The sequence below is a fragment of the Streptomyces sp. CLV115 genome, from assembly GCF_038448545.1.
Lineage (GTDB): Bacteria > Actinomycetota > Actinomycetes > Streptomycetales > Streptomycetaceae > Streptomyces > Streptomyces sanglieri.
Genome location: NZ_JBCEWQ010000202.1, coordinates 1 through 14,066 on the forward strand (window position 1 = coordinate 1; position 14,066 = coordinate 14,066).

General features: G+C 70.4%; 12 protein-coding genes and 1 pseudogene. 12 read left to right on the forward strand and 1 reads right to left on the reverse strand.

Annotated features, from left to right (window positions below):
* The first annotated feature begins 7 nt into the window (after positions 1-7).
* The 3 genes from dprA to AADR41_RS37830 all read left to right on the forward strand — a co-directional run bounded on the left by dprA (position 8) and on the right by AADR41_RS37830 (position 3,008).
* Positions 8-1,246: a DNA-processing protein DprA gene (gene dprA / locus AADR41_RS37820; protein ID WP_446751180.1), complete on the forward strand. Its 1,239-nt coding sequence runs from the start codon at positions 8-10 to the stop codon at positions 1,244-1,246.
* A 240-nt stretch (positions 1,247-1,486) separates the two neighbouring features.
* Positions 1,487-2,323, forward strand: a complete 837-nt coding sequence (whiG, locus tag AADR41_RS37825) for an RNA polymerase sigma factor WhiG (protein ID WP_342286666.1) — start codon at positions 1,487-1,489, stop codon at positions 2,321-2,323.
* 118 nt (positions 2,324-2,441) lie between these two features.
* The gene (locus AADR41_RS37830; RefSeq protein WP_342286680.1) at positions 2,442-3,008 is read left to right on the forward strand and encodes a TetR/AcrR family transcriptional regulator; all 567 of its coding nucleotides are present in this window, start codon (positions 2,442-2,444) and stop codon (positions 3,006-3,008) included.
* 74 nt (positions 3,009-3,082) lie between these two features.
* Here the strand turns inward: AADR41_RS37830 and AADR41_RS37835 are convergent.
* Positions 3,083-3,697: pseudogene (locus AADR41_RS37835) on the reverse strand (peptidoglycan DD-metalloendopeptidase family protein); the annotation flags it as partial.
* 460 nt (positions 3,698-4,157) lie between these two features.
* On the opposite strand from AADR41_RS37835, the gene rpsB reads away from it, so the two are divergent.
* The 9 genes from rpsB to AADR41_RS37880 all read left to right on the forward strand — a co-directional run bounded on the left by rpsB (position 4,158) and on the right by AADR41_RS37880 (position 14,060).
* Complete coding sequence (rpsB, locus tag AADR41_RS37840; RefSeq protein ID WP_342286668.1) at positions 4,158-5,063, forward strand: 30S ribosomal protein S2; 906 nt, start codon at positions 4,158-4,160, stop codon at positions 5,061-5,063.
* 99 nt (positions 5,064-5,162) lie between these two features.
* Positions 5,163-5,999 carry a translation elongation factor Ts gene (tsf, locus tag AADR41_RS37845; protein ID WP_259934944.1) on the forward strand — a complete coding sequence of 279 codons (837 nt, stop codon included), beginning with the start codon at positions 5,163-5,165 and terminating at the stop codon, positions 5,997-5,999.
* Positions 6,000-6,158: 159 nt separating this feature from the next.
* Entirely contained in the window at positions 6,159-6,935 is a 777-nt protein-coding gene (gene pyrH / locus AADR41_RS37850; RefSeq protein ID WP_342286669.1) for a UMP kinase, read from the forward strand.
* Positions 6,936-7,112: 177 nt separating this feature from the next.
* A complete protein-coding gene (gene frr, locus AADR41_RS37855; protein WP_093545310.1) occupies positions 7,113-7,670 on the forward strand; it encodes a ribosome recycling factor in 558 nt (185 codons plus the stop codon).
* Complete coding sequence (locus tag AADR41_RS37860) at positions 7,670-8,755, forward strand: phosphatidate cytidylyltransferase (RefSeq protein WP_342286671.1); 1,086 nt, start codon at positions 7,670-7,672, stop codon at positions 8,753-8,755. The genes frr and AADR41_RS37860 overlap by 1 nt, the downstream gene beginning before the upstream one ends.
* 93 nt (positions 8,756-8,848) lie before the next feature.
* Positions 8,849-9,955: a 23S rRNA (adenine(2503)-C(2))-methyltransferase RlmN gene (gene rlmN / locus AADR41_RS37865; protein ID WP_124716117.1), complete on the forward strand. Its 1,107-nt coding sequence runs from the start codon at positions 8,849-8,851 to the stop codon at positions 9,953-9,955.
* A 231-nt stretch (positions 9,956-10,186) separates the two neighbouring features.
* Complete coding sequence (locus AADR41_RS37870; protein WP_342286674.1) at positions 10,187-11,299, forward strand: thiamine ABC transporter substrate-binding protein; 1,113 nt, start codon at positions 10,187-10,189, stop codon at positions 11,297-11,299.
* A 104-nt stretch (positions 11,300-11,403) separates the two neighbouring features.
* The gene (locus tag AADR41_RS37875) at positions 11,404-13,032 is read left to right on the forward strand and encodes an ABC transporter permease (protein ID WP_342286675.1); all 1,629 of its coding nucleotides are present in this window, start codon (positions 11,404-11,406) and stop codon (positions 13,030-13,032) included.
* A 2-nt stretch (positions 13,033-13,034) separates the two neighbouring features.
* Entirely contained in the window at positions 13,035-14,060 is a 1,026-nt protein-coding gene (locus AADR41_RS37880) for an ABC transporter ATP-binding protein (RefSeq protein ID WP_342286677.1), read from the forward strand.
* The last annotated feature ends 6 nt before the right edge of the window (positions 14,061-14,066 follow it).

The window sequence follows — 14,066 nt, forward strand, 5'->3', positions numbered from 1 at the left end:
GGACCGGGTGGGGGACGTACGGGTGCAGAGCCCGGAACACGACCCGAAAGACGGCCCGGGGGAGGGGGACGGAACGGCGCCCGGGGCGGTGGTGAGCAGTCAGGAGCGGCTGGCGCGGGCCGCGCTGACCCGCGTCATCGAGCCGGGGGACGAGCGCGGCGGCCGCTGGCTGCGTGAGTGCGGCGCGGTCGAGCTGATACGGCGGATCACCGCCGGGGACGGCACCGCCGAGCAGCTGAGCGGAATGACCGCGAAGCGGCTGGCCGGGTACCGGCTGCGCGCCGAGAGCGTCGATCCCGGCCGGGACCTCTCGGCGGTCGCCGCGCTCGGCGGGCGGTTCATCTGCCCCGGGGACCTGGAGTGGCCCAGCCAGCTCGACGACCTCGCGGACGCCAGACCGACCGGCCTGTGGGTGCGGGGCCCCCGCGATCTGCGGCTCTGGGCGCTGCGCTCGGTCGCCGTGGTCGGCGCGCGCGCCTGCACCCCGTACGGATCGCACATGGCGGCCGGACTCGGCTCGGGACTCGCGGAGCTGGGGTGGGTGGTCGTGTCCGGAGCCGCGTTCGGGGTCGACGGGGCGGCGCACCGCGGCGCACTCGCCGCCGGCGGGGCGACGATGGCGGTCCTGGCCTGCGGGGTGGACGTCCCCTACCCCCGGGGACACGCCGAGCTGATCGGACGGATCGCGCAACAAGGGCTCGTCATCGGCGAATTACCACCGTCCGATCATCCCACCCGCAGCAGATTCATCCTCCGGAACCGGGTCATCGCCGCGTTGACGCGCGGGACGGTCGTCGTGGAGGCCGAACACCGCAGTGGCTCGCTCGTCACCGCGCGCTGCGCACAGCGGCTCGGCCGCTTCACCATGGGGGTGCCGGGGCCCGCCACCAGCGGGCTGTCGGCAGGGGTCCATGAACTGCTGCGCGGAGAGGGTGTGCTGGTGACCGATGCCGCCGAAGTGGCCGAACTGGTGGGGAACATCGGTGAACTGGCCCCGGCCAGACGCGGCCCCGTGCACCCCAGGGACCTGCTCGACGAGGTCTCCGCCAGAGTCCTCGACGCCCTGCCGTACCGGGGTGCCCTGAGCGGGCGCGATGTGGCCCGCACGGCCGGAACCGGCACCGACGAAGCACTCGGCAGGCTGTACGAACTGCACTCACTGGGGTTCGTCGAACGGGATGGCGATGGATGGCAGTTGACGCCGCGGCCGACTTGCAATGGCGACGCGCGGCGAGGCGGTACTTGACCTGGAGCATTCGGGTGAAAAGGTGATGCCGATGACCTCGGCGGATCCTTCGGTGACGCCTCCGGGGCCGACGCGCACAGCGACGGCCCCGGACCTGAACCATGTCGGATCGGCCGGATTCGTGCAGCGCCGATCCTCTATCCTGCGCGGACCGCGACATTGTGGTCACGCTACGCTCACAAGGGTTCCGACTCAGACAAACGTCCCAGCACTTCACAGCAGAACGGCTCAAGGCACCACATGCCCCAGCACACCTCCGGGTCTGACCGCGCAGCAGTGCCACCGGCTGCGCGTGGCACTGTGCGGCCCCCCGCCCCCTCCTCGCTCGACGAGTTGTGGCGTTCGTACAAGTCCACGGGCGACGGGCGGCTGCGGGAGCAGCTGATCCTGCACTACTCGCCGCTGGTGAAGTACGTCGCGGGCCGGGTGAGCGTGGGACTGCCTTCCAATGTCGAGCAGGCGGACTTCGTCTCCTCCGGGGTCTTCGGGCTGATCGACGCGATCGAGAAGTTCGACATCGAGCGCGCGATCAAGTTCGAGACCTACGCGATCACCCGCATCCGGGGCGCGATGATCGACGAACTCCGGGCACTGGACTGGATCCCGCGCTCGGTGCGCCAGAAGGCGCGGGCGGTGGAACGCGCCTACGCCACGCTGGAGGCGCAGTTGCGGCGCACCCCGTCCGAGCCGGAGGTCGCCGCGGAGATGGGCATCGCGCTGGAGGAACTCCACGCGGTTTTCAGCCAGTTGTCACTGGCGAACGTGGTCGCGCTGGAGGAGCTGCTGCATGTCGGCGGCGAGGGCGGCGACCGGCTCAGCCTGATGGACACTCTTGAGGACACCGCCGCCGACAATCCGGTGGAGGTCGCCGAGGACCGCGAGCTCAGACGGTTGCTGGCCCGGGCCATCAACACGCTCCCGGAGCGTGAGAAGACGGTCGTCACGCTCTACTACTACGAGGGCCTCACCCTCGCCGAGATCGGCAATGTCCTCGGAGTCACCGAGAGCCGGGTCAGCCAGATCCACACCAAATCGGTGCTGCAACTGCGTGCAAAGCTGGCCGACGCCGGACGCTGAGCCCCGCTCACGGCCGGCGTCGGCCGTGGCTGCTTCGGCCATCGATCCGGGCCGCACCCGCCCTCTCGAACACCGGTCGCCGTACAGTGGACTCGTGCCCAGGATTCGAGCGGCCTCGGTGGCCGAGCACCGGACCATGCAGCGCGGCGCCCTCCTGGACGCCGCACGCTCCTTGCTGTCCGAGGGAGGTACGGAAGCACTGACCTTCCCCGCCCTCGCCGAACGCACGGGCCTGGCCAGGTCCTCCGTGTATGAGTACTTCCGCTCCCGTGCGGCCGTCGTCGAAGAGCTGTGCGCCGTCGACTTCCCCGTCTGGGCGGCCGAGGTCGAGAAAGCGATGGAGCAGGCCACGACGCCCGAGGGCAAGATCGAGGCCTATGTACGCCGGCAGCTCGACCTCGTCGGGGACCGCCGCCACCGGGCGGTCGTCGCCATTTCGGCGAGCGAGCTGGACGCCGGCGCGCGCGAGAAGATCAGGGCCGCCCACGGCGGGCTGATCGCCATGATCGTCGAGGCGCTCGGCGACCTCGGCCACGCGCAGCCGAGGCTGGCGGCGATGTTGCTCCAGGGTTCGGTGGACGCCGCGGTGCGGCGTATCGAACTGGCCGTCGCCGAGGAGCCGGCCGTTATCGCGGACACCGCCGTCGCCATGATCCTTCGAGGCGTCCAGGGCGCACGGGGCTGACGCCGCCGCATCGCGGCGGCGAGCAGAACGCCGGGGGCGGCGAGCCCGTCCCCGGTCCTTCGGGCGGAGTGCGCGGGCTCGGGCACTCCGAACACCGGGAGCAGCCGGGAAGGGCCCCGCCGCAGCAGCGAAGGCGGCAGCAGCGACAACGGATCCAGATACGTGTCACCGCGCCGCAGGCCCCAGTGCAGACAGCCCGCCGCGCAGTGGAAGGGCCCCGTCTCCACGACCGCCACCACCTGCCCCGCCGTCACCTCCTCGCCCTTCGCCACGAGCGCGCGCACCGGTTCGTACGTGGTCCGCAGCGGCGGATCACCGCTGCCGGCCACCTCGATCGCCAGCACCCCGCGTTTTGCCACCCGCCCCGCGAACGAGACCCGGCCCGAGGCGGCGGCGAGCACCGCCGCACCCGGCTCAGCGGCCAGGTCGACCCCGCGGTGGCCACGCGCGTAGGGACCGGCAGGGGGCTCCCAGTTCCGCAGGACCGCGGGCCGACCGGCAAGCGGCCAGCTCCGGTCGCCGTCCGGCCCGGGGCCCGAACCGCGGTCGCCGTCCGTGCCCGGCTCCGTCCTTGTCTCCGCACCCGGCTCGGGGCCCGGCTCCGTCCCTGTCTCCGCGCCCGGCTCGGGTGCCGGGGAGGGAACGGGCATGGGAGGAGTGGGCATGGAAACGGGCGGGGGCGTGGGCATCGGAGCGCCGGCCGCGGCTGCGGCGCCGACCGCTGTGCCGCACCCCACCGCCAGCAGGGCCGCCAACACCACCACGAGCGCCTCCCGCACCCGAGGCACGGACCTCGGGCGGCAGGTGCCCGCGCCCGGAACCACCAGGTCGGTCGGGTCGGTCGGGACGGTCGGATCAGGTGTGCATCGCATGGCAGAACGGTCCCGCAGCGCCCCGATCCGCGGGGATCATGAACCGGAACTGTGGACAACCAGCGGGTTGTGGACAGCGCCGTCACCCGGCACCCGGGCCGTCCCGTACACTTCCTATGGCGATCCGGGTCACCGGGTCGACTTCGCACGCCCCGCCACCTCCCTCTTCGCGGACGGTGGCCGCGCTCCTCGGTCCCTCGTGGCACGGCGCGTCGGGGCGTCAGGCGCGACAGCAATCCTGCGGTCGCGACAACCGAGCACCTCAAGGAGTACGGCCATGGCCGTCGTCACGATGCGGGAGCTGCTGGAAAGCGGCGTCCACTTCGGTCACCAGACCCGTCGCTGGAACCCGAAGATGAAGCGCTTCATCTTCACCGAGCGCAACGGCATCTACATCATCGACCTGCTCCAGTCGCTGTCGTACATCGACCGCGCCTACGAGTTCGTCAAGGAGACCGTCGCCCACGGCGGCTCCATCATGTTCGTGGGTACGAAGAAGCAGGCCCAGGAGGCCATCGCCGAGCAGGCGACGCGCGTCGGCATGCCGTACGTCAACCAGCGTTGGCTCGGCGGCATGCTCACCAACTTCTCCACCGTCTACAAGCGCCTTCAGCGTCTGAAGGAGCTTGAGCTCATCGACTTCGAGGACGTGGCCGCCTCCGGCCTCACCAAGAAGGAGCTCCTGGTTCTCTCCCGCGAGAAGGCCAAGCTGGAGAAGACCCTCGGTGGTATCCGCGAGATGCAGAAGGTGCCGAGCGCCGTCTGGATCGTCGACACCAAGAAGGAGCACATCGCCGTCGGTGAGGCGCGCAAGCTCCACATCCCGGTCGTCGCGATCCTCGACACCAACTGCGACCCCGACGAGGTCGACTACAAGATTCCGGGCAACGACGACGCGATCCGCTCCGTCACCCTGCTCACCCGTGTGATCGCCGACGCCGTCGCCGAGGGCCTCATCGCCCGTTCCGGTGCCGCCACCGGTGACTCGAAGCCGGGCGAGAAGGCCGCCGGCGAGCCGCTCGCCGAGTGGGAGCGCGACCTGCTTGAGGGCGACAAGAAGGCCGACGCCGAGGTTCAGACCTCCGCCGAGACCGAGAAGGTCGCGGACGCCGAGGCTGCCGAGGCCCCCGCTGCCGAGGCCCCCGCTGCCGAGGCCCCGGCCGCGGACGCCGAGCAGGCCTGACACCCGTCACGGCTGACGACGGCGGGGGCCGGTGCCACAAGCACCGCCCCCGCCGTTCACCCGTAGATCTTTCAGACTTCGAGAGAGAAATACAGACTCATGGCGAACTACACCGCCGCTGACGTCAAGAAGCTCCGCGAGCTGACCGGCGCCGGCATGATGGACTGCAAGAAGGCCCTCGACGAGGCCGACGGCAACGTCGACAAGGCCGTCGAGGCGCTCCGTATCAAGGGTCAGAAGGGCGTCGCCAAGCGCGAGGGCCGCTCTGCCGAGAACGGTGCCGTCGTCTCCCTCATCTCCGAGGACCAGACGTCCGGCGTTCTGCTGGAGCTGAAGTGCGAGACGGACTTCGTCGCCAAGGGCGAGAAGTTCCAGGACGTCGCGAACACCCTCGCCGCCCACGTCGCCGCCACCTCCCCGGCCGACATCCAGGCGCTGCTCGCCTCCGAGATCGAGGCCGGCAAGACCGTCCAGGCGTACGTCGACGAGGCCAACGCCAACCTCGGCGAGAAGATCGTCCTGGACCGCTTCGCGCAGTTCTCCGGCGCGTTCGTCTCCGCGTACATGCACCGCACCATGCCCGACCTGCCGCCGCAGATCGGTGTTCTGGTCGAGCTGGACAAGGCCGACGCCGAGCTGGCCAAGGGCATCGCGCAGCACATCGCCGCGTTCGCCCCGAAGTACCTGTCCCGCGAGGACGTCCCGGCCGAGGTCGTCGAGGCCGAGCGCCGCGTCGCCGAGGAGACCACACGCGCCGAGGGCAAGCCCGAGGCCGCGCTCCCGAAGATCGTCGAGGGTCGCGTCAACGGCTTCTTCAAGGAGGCCACCCTCCTCGGCCAGCCGTACGCGCTGGACAACAAGAAGTCCGTCCAGAAGGTCCTGGACGAGGCCGGTGTCACCCTGAAGCGCTTCTCGCGCATCAAGGTCGGCATCTGAGTCCGTCCGCGAAACACGGTGGACCCCGATAGGGTCTGGTGCAGTCGTCGGCCGCACTCACGCCGTACGACCGCAGATCTGACGAGGAGGCCATTGCCGCTGAGGGACACCAGACCCACCGGCAATGGCCTTCTTCGTATGTGCACGAGGAGAATCTCCATGAACAAGGGCGCGGACGCCGCAAAAGGTGACCACAAGCGCGACGACGGCAAGGTGGCCGGACGCTTCATGCTGAAGCTGTCCGGAGAGGCGTTCGCCGGCGGCGGGGGTCTCGGTGTCGACCCCGACGTCGTACACGCCATCGCCCGGGAAATCGCGGCGGTCGTCCGTGACGGCGCGGAAATCGCGATCGTCATCGGCGGCGGCAACTTCTTCCGCGGCGCCGAGCTCCAGCAGCGCGGCATGGACCGGGCCCGGTCCGACTACATGGGCATGCTCGGCACGGTCATGAACTGCCTGGCGCTCCAGGACTTCCTGGAGAAGGAAGGCATCGACTCCCGCGTCCAGACCGCCATCACCATGGGGCAGGTCGCGGAGCCGTACATCCCGCTGCGCGCCGTGCGCCACCTGGAGAAGGGCCGCGTCGTCATCTTCGGCGCCGGCATGGGGATGCCGTACTTCTCCACCGACACCACTGCCGCCCAGCGCGCCCTGGAGATCGACGCCGAGGCTCTCCTGATGGGCAAGAACGGGGTGGACGGGGTCTACGACTCCGACCCGAAGAGCAACCCCGACGCGGTGAAGTTCGACGCGCTCGAGTACAGCGAGGTTCTCGCCCGCGATCTCAAGGTCGCCGACGCCACCGCCATCACGCTCTGCCGTGACAACGACCTTCCGATCCTCGTCTTCGAGCTGACCGCGACCGGCAATATCGCCCGCGCGGTCAAGGGTGAGAAGATCGGCACGCTCGTGAGTGACCGGAGCACCCGGGCCTGAGGACCGGGGGACCTTCCCGGAGTACGACGGGGAGGTCCGGGCCCCCGGGGGATCCCCGGGACCGGCCCCGAAGGATGGACAACGGCCTGCCGGTCGGACACCGTGCAGGTGAGGACGCGACGCAGGACCCGCCGGGCCCCGGCACGACGGGCCACTCAAGACACGCAGGAGCACGTGGTGATCGAAGAAACCCTCCTCGAAGCCGAGGAGAAGATGGAGAAGGCCGTAGTCGTCGCGAAAGAGGACTTCGCCGCGATCCGTACCGGCCGTGCGCACCCGGCGATGTTCAACAAGATCGTCGCCGACTACTACGGCGCGCTGACCCCGATCAACCAGCTCGCCTCGTTCTCGGTGCCCGAGCCGCGCATGGCCGTCGTGACGCCGTTCGACAAGACCGCGCTGCGCAACATCGAGCAGGCCATCCGCGACTCGGACCTCGGCGTCAACCCGAGCAACGACGGCAATATCATCCGGGTGACCTTCCCGGAGCTCACCGAGGAGCGCCGCCGCGACTACATCAAGGTCGCCAAGAGCAAGGCCGAGGACTCCAAGATCTCCATCCGCGCGGTGCGCCGCAAGGCCAAGGAGACCCTCGACAAGCTGGTCAAGGACAAGGAGTCGGGCGAGGACGAGGTGCGCCGCGCCGAGAAGGAGCTCGACGACACCACCGCGAAGTACGTCGCGCAGGTCGACGAGCTGCTGAAGCACAAGGAAGCCGAGCTGCTCGAAGTCTGATGAACGACTCTTCCTGGGGCGCCCCGCAGGGAGCCGGTCGCTGGGGTGCGCCCGAGATGCAGGCGGCCCCGGCGGGTCCTGCATACGATGTGTATGACGCCCAGCAGACTCGGCCCATGCCCATCGTGCCGGACGTTCCCGACGCAGGTAGAGACGCTGACGACCGTGATGACCGGGACCAGGGGGCCGGACGCCTGAGCGGCGGCCCCCTGTTCCGTGACGAGAAGCCGCAGGAGCCCATGTCCACCGCGCCGCCGCCCCCGCAGAAGAAACGTGCGGGCCGTGACCTGCGAGCCGCCATAGGGGTCGGTGTGGGGCTCGGCGCCCTCATCGTCGCCTCGCTGTTCATCGTCAAGGACGTCTTCGTCGGCGTGGTCGTGGTCGCCGTCGTCGTGGGCCTCTGGGAGCTCACCTCGCGGCTCCAGGAGCGCAAGGGCATCAAGGCGCCGCTCGTCCCGCTGGCGGTGGGCGGCGCGGCGATGGTCGTCGCCGGTTACGTATGGGGTGCCGAAGGCGCCTGGGCGGCGACGGCGCTGACCGCGCTGGCGGTGCTCGTCTGGCGGATGACCGAACCGCCCGAGGACTACCTCAAGGACGTCACGGCCGGTGTGTTCGCGGTGTTCTACGTGCCGTTCCTCGCCACGTTCGTCGCCATGCTCCTGACCGCCGACGACGGGCCGCAGCGGGTGCTCACCTTCCTGCTGCTGACCGTGGTCAGCGACACGGGTGCGTACGCCGTCGGCTGGCGCTTCGGGAAGCACAAGCTGGCACCGCGCATCAGCCCCGGAAAGACCCGGGAGGGTCTGTTCGGGGCCGTCGCCTTCGCGATGGTCGCCGGTGCGCTGTGCATGCAGTTCCTGATCGACGGCGGCTCCTGGTGGCAGGGGCTGCTGCTCGGGCTCGCGGTCGCGGCCAGCGCCACCCTCGGTGACCTGGGCGAATCGATGATCAAGCGGGACCTCGGGATCAAGGACATGGGCACGCTGCTGCCGGGGCACGGCGGCATCATGGACCGGCTCGACTCGCTGCTGCCGACCGCCCCGGTGGTCTGGCTGCTGCTGGTGCTGTTCGTCGGCTCCACCTGAGAAGAGGGTCCTGAGCTGGGACTTTACGAGTGAGGGCCCGCTGTCCACAGGACGGCGGGCCCGCACTGTTCTGTCTGCGACACTGGATGGACCATGCCTAAGCCAGGAGAACTCACTTTCGTCGCGCCCCGCGGAGCCAAGAAGCCGCCGCGGCATCTCGCCGACCTCACGCCCGCCGAGCGCAAGGAAGCCGTCGCAGCGATCGGCGAGAAGCCGTTCCGCGCCCAGCAGCTCTCGCAGCACTACTTCGCGCGGTACGCGCACGACCCGGCGGAATGGACCAACATCCCGGCCGGATCGCGGACCAAGCTCGCCGAGGCGATGTTCCCCGACCTGATGTCGGTGGTCCGCCACATCAGCTGCGACGACGACACCACGCGCAAGACCCTGTGGAAGCTGCACGACGGGACGCTCGTCGAGTCCGTTCTGATGCGCTACCCGGAGCGGGTCACGATGTGCATCTCCTCACAGGCCGGCTGCGGGATGAACTGCCCGTTCTGTGCCACGGGACAGGCCGGACTCGACCGCAACCTGTCGACCGCCGAGATCGTCCACCAGATCGTGGACGGCATGCGGGCGCTGCGCGACGGAGAGGTCCCCGGCGGTCCGGCGCGGCTCTCCAACATCGTCTTCATGGGCATGGGCGAGCCGCTCGCCAACTACAACCGGGTGGTCGGCGCGATCCGCCGGCTCACCGACCCGGAGCCCGACGGGCTGGGGCTCTCGCAGCGCGGGATCACGGTCTCCACCGTGGGCCTGGTGCCCGCGATGCTCCGCTTCGCGGACGAGGGCTTCAAGTGCCGCCTCGCCGTCTCGCTGCACGCGCCGGACGACGAGCTGCGCGACACCCTCGTCCCCGTGAACACGCGCTGGAAGGTCGGCGAGGTGCTGGACGCCGCGTGGGAGTACGCGGAGAAGTCCGGCCGTCGCATCTCCATCGAGTACGCGCTGATCCGCGACATCAACGACCAGGCGTGGCGCGGGGACCGGCTCGGCCGGCTCCTCAAGGGCAAGCGGGTGCACGTCAACCTGATCCCGCTGAACCCCACGCCCGGTTCCAAGTGGACCGCCTCGCGGCCCGAGGACGAGAAGGCGTTCGTCGAGGCGATCGCCGCCCACGGGGTGCCGGTCACCGTGCGGGACACCCGCGGTCAGGAGATCGACGGGGCCTGCGGGCAGTTGGCGGCAGCCGAGCGCTGAGCCGGAAAGGGCCCGTGTAATCTGGGCCCGAAATCAACTTCATATTCCGACAGGGGAGCGCCACAGCGCTGAGAGTGCGGCACCGAGTACAGGTCGGCCGCAGACCCTCTGAACCTCGCCCGGGTCATTCCGGGTAGGAAGTTCGGTCATCAACTCATGCTGTTGCGCCCTGCCCGCTTCCCGCGGGCAGGGCCGCGTCTCTTCCTGGCCAAAACCCAGGAGGAATCCACAATGACCACCACACGCAGGACCAGGCAGCTCGCGGCGTCGGCCGTCGCAGCCGCGCTCGGCGTCACCGCACTCGCCGGCTGCGGGAGCTCCGACGAATCGGCCGGCGGTTCCGGCGGCACGAAGGGCTCGGCCTCCAAGACCGTGACCCTCGTCAGCCACGACTCCTTCAACGCTTCCAAGGACGTGCTGAAGGAGTTCACTGAGGAGACCGGCTACACCGTCAAGGTGCTCAAGAGCGGCGACGCGGGGGTCGCGCTCAACCAGGAGATCCTGACCAAGGGCTCACCGCGCGGCGACGTGTTCTTCGGCGTCGACAACACCCTGCTCTCCCGTGCCCTCGACAGCGGCCTCTTCACGCCGTACCGGGCGAAGGGCATCGACCGGGTCGCGGCGGACACCCGGCTCGACGCCGACAAGCACCGGGTCACCCCGGTCGACACCGGCGACATCTGCGTGAACTATGACAAGAAGTACTTCGCGGACAAGAAGCTCGCACCGCCGCAGTCCTTCGACGACCTGGCGAAGCCGGCGTACAAGGACCTGCTCGTCACCGAGAACGCCGGGACCTCGTCGCCCGGCCTCGGCTTCCTCCTCGGCACCGTCGCCACCTACGGCGAGAAGGGCTACCAGGACTACTGGAAGAAGCTGGAGCGCAACGGCGTCAAGGTCGTCGACGGCTGGGAGCAGGCCTACAACGAGGAGTTCTCCGGATCGGCCGGCGGGCAGAAGGCCAAGGCGGACCGGCCGCTCGTCGTCTCGTACGCCTCCAGCCCGCCCGTCGAGGTGCTGTACGCGAAGCCGCAGCCTGCGAAGGCCCCGACCGGCGTCGCCACCGGGACCTGCTTCCGGCAGATCGAGTTCGCCGGTCTGCTGAACGGCGCGAAGAACGAGGCGGGCGGCAAGGCCCTGCTGGACTTCCTGATCAGCAAGAAGTTCCAGGAGGACATGCCGCTCAACATGTTCGTCAACCCGGTCGTCAAGGACGCGGCGCTGCCGGAGCTCTTTACTAAGTTCGGTGCGACGGTGGACGCGCCGGCGACCGTGGCCCCGGAGAAGATCGCCAAGAACCGTGAGCAGTGGGTCCAGTCGTGGTCCTCGCTCGTAGTGAAGTAGCCAGGAGCCCCGTACGCGGAACGGACGCGGGCGGGACGGGCGGCCCGGGAAGGCGCACCCGCGCGGCGGGGCCCGCCCGTGCGAAGGCCCGGCGCGGGAGCGCGATGCGGCTCGGCCTGATGGCCGTGCCCGTCGCGTTCTTCGCGCTGTTCTTCGCCTACCCGGTCGCCGCGATCGTCGGCCGCGGCCTGAAGGTGGACGGCGTCTGGCAGTTCGGCCGGATCGGCGAGGTGCTGGCCCGGCCGGACATCCGCGACGTCCTCTGGTTCACCACCTGGCAGGCGCTCGCCTCGACCGCGCTGACCCTGCTGATCGCGCTGCCCGGGGCGTATGTCTTCGCCCGCTTCGACTTCCCCGGCAAGCAACTGCTGCGGGCGGTCGTCACGGTGCCGTTCGTCCTGCCGACCGTGGTCGTCGGGACGGCCTTCCTGGCGCTGCTGGGACGCGGCGGATTCCTCGACGAACTCTGGGGCATACGGCTCGACACCACGGTCTGGGCGATCCTGCTCGCCCACGTCTTCTTCAACTACGCGGTGGTCGTCCGGACGGTCGGCGGCCTGTGGTCCCAGCTCGACCCCCGGCAGGAGGAGGCCGCCAGGGTGCTCGGCGCGGGACGGTTCGCCGCCTGGCGGCGGGTCACCCTGCCGGCCCTGGCACCCGCCGTGGCCGCCGCCGCGCTGATGGTCTTCCTCTTCACCTTCACCTCCTTCGGGGTCGTGCAGATCCTCGGCGGTCCCGGCTACGCCACCCTTGAAGTGGAGATCTACCGGCAGACCGCGCAGCTGCTCGCCCTGCCGACGGCCGCCGTGCTGACGCTGGTGCAGTTCGCGGCGGTCGGCGCGATCCTCGCCGTGCACGCCTGGACCGTACGGCGCAGGGAGACCGCGCTGAAGCTGGTCGATCCCGCGCAGACCGCCCGCAGGCCGCGCGGCGCCGGGCAGTGGGCGCTGCTCGGCGGAGTGCTGCTGACGGTGTTGCTGCTGATCCTGCTGCCGCTCGGGGTGCTGGTCGAGCGCTCCGTGGACACCACCGGCGGCCACGGTCTCGACTTCTACCGTGCGCTGGGATCCGTGGACGCGGGCGGCGGTACGTTCCTGGTCGCGCCGCTCGAAGCGATCTGGAACTCCCTGCAGTACGCGCTGGTCGCGACGGTCATCGCGCTGGTCGTCGGCGGGCTCGCCGCCGCGGCGCTGACCCGGCGCGCCGGGCGGCTGGTGCGCGGTTTCGACGCGCTGCTGATGCTGCCGCTCGGGGTGTCCGCGGTCACCGTCGGCTTCGGCTTCCTGATCACCCTGGACAAGCCGCCGCTGGACCTGCGGACCTCCTGGATCCTGGTGCCGCTCGCCCAGGCGCTGGTCGGTGTGCCCTTCGTCGTACGGACCATGCTGCCCGTCCTGCGCGCCGTGGACGGGCGGCTCAGGGAAGCGGCCGCGGTGCTCGGCGCCTCGCCGCTGCGGGCCTGGCGGGAGGTCGATCTGCCGCTGGTGCGGCGGGCGTTGCTGGTCGCGGCCGGTTTCGCGTTCGCCGTCTCGCTCGGTGAGTTCGGTGCGACGGTGTTCATCGCCCGGCCCGACCGCCCGACGCTGCCGGTCGCCGTGGCCCGGCTGCTGGGTCGGGCCGGGGAGCTCAACTACGGCCAGGCGATGGCCCTGAGCACCATCCTGATGGTGGTCTGCGCCGTATCGCTGCTGCTGCTCGAACGTATCCGCACGGACCGGTCCGGGGAGTTCTAGAAATGCTGACACTGGAATCGGCCACGGTTCGCTTCGGCGAGCGGGCGGCACTCGACGCGGTGGACCTGAAGGTCGCCGAGCACGAGATCGTGTGCGTGCTCGGGCCGAGCGGAAGCGGCAAGTCCACCCTGCTGCGGGTGGTCGCCGGACTGCACCCGCCGGACGGCGGCCGGGTGCTGCTGGACGGCGCGGACCAGGCCGGCGTGCCGGTGCACCGGCGCGGACTCGGCCTGATGTTCCAGGACCACCAGCTCTTCCCGCACCGCGATGTCGGCGCCAACGTGGCCTTCGGGCTGCGGATGCGCGGGGTGTCGCACCGCGACCAGGAGCACAGGGTCGGCGAACTTCTCGACATGGTGGGCCTGCCCGGCGCCGAACGCCGCGCCGTCGCCGCCCTGTCCGGCGGTGAGCAGCAGCGCGTCGCTCTCGCCCGGGCCCTCGCCCCGAGCCCCAAGCTGCTGATGCTGGACGAGCCGCTCGGCCAGCTCGACCGCGGGCTGCGCGAGCGGCTCGTCGTCGAACTGCGCACGCTCTTCGGGCGCTTGGGCACCACGGTGCTCGCCGTCACCCACGACCAGGGCGAGGCGTTCGCGCTGGCCGACCGGGTGGTGGTGATGCGGGACGGTCGGATCGCCCAGGTGGGCACCCCGCTGGAGGTCTGGCAGCGGCCCGCCTCCGCCTTCGTCGCCCGGTTCCTCGGCTTCGACAACGTGGTCGGGGCGACGGTGAGCGGCACCGTCGCCGACACGGTGTGGGGCGAGGTGCCGGTGCCCGGGGGCTCGCCGCAGGGGGCGTGCGATCTGCTGGTGCGCCCTGCCGGGGTCCGGATCGGCGCCCCGGACCAGGGGCTGCGCTGTGTGGTCGGGACGCGTACGTTCCGGGGCGATCACGTCGCCGTGCGGCTGGTGCCTCGGGACGGTCCGGAGCTGGAGGCGGAGTGCTCGCTGCGGGACGTCCCCGAGGAGGGTGCGACGGTCGGGGCCGGCTTCGACGCGGCCGAGACCGTGGTCCTGCCCGCCCGCCCCTGACCGTCC

What these genes read in the sequence shown, in the direction of transcription:
- whiG (WP_342286666.1), top strand. Translation starts at nt 1,487, where the DNA reads ATGCCCCAGCACACCTCCGGGTCTGACCGCGCAGCAGTGCCACCGGCT.
- rpsB (WP_342286668.1), top strand. Translation starts at nt 4,158, where the DNA reads ATGGCCGTCGTCACGATGCGGGAGCTGCTGGAAAGCGGCGTCCACTTC.
- tsf (WP_259934944.1), top strand. Translation starts at nt 5,163, where the DNA reads ATGGCGAACTACACCGCCGCTGACGTCAAGAAGCTCCGCGAGCTGACC.
- pyrH (WP_342286669.1), top strand. Translation starts at nt 6,159, where the DNA reads ATGAACAAGGGCGCGGACGCCGCAAAAGGTGACCACAAGCGCGACGAC.
- AADR41_RS37860 (WP_342286671.1), top strand. Translation starts at nt 7,670, where the DNA reads ATGAACGACTCTTCCTGGGGCGCCCCGCAGGGAGCCGGTCGCTGGGGT.
- rlmN (WP_124716117.1), top strand. Translation starts at nt 8,849, where the DNA reads ATGCCTAAGCCAGGAGAACTCACTTTCGTCGCGCCCCGCGGAGCCAAG.
- AADR41_RS37870 (WP_342286674.1), top strand. Translation starts at nt 10,187, where the DNA reads ATGACCACCACACGCAGGACCAGGCAGCTCGCGGCGTCGGCCGTCGCA.
- AADR41_RS37875 (WP_342286675.1), top strand. Translation starts at nt 11,404, where the DNA reads ATGCGGCTCGGCCTGATGGCCGTGCCCGTCGCGTTCTTCGCGCTGTTC.
- AADR41_RS37880 (WP_342286677.1), top strand. Translation starts at nt 13,035, where the DNA reads ATGCTGACACTGGAATCGGCCACGGTTCGCTTCGGCGAGCGGGCGGCA.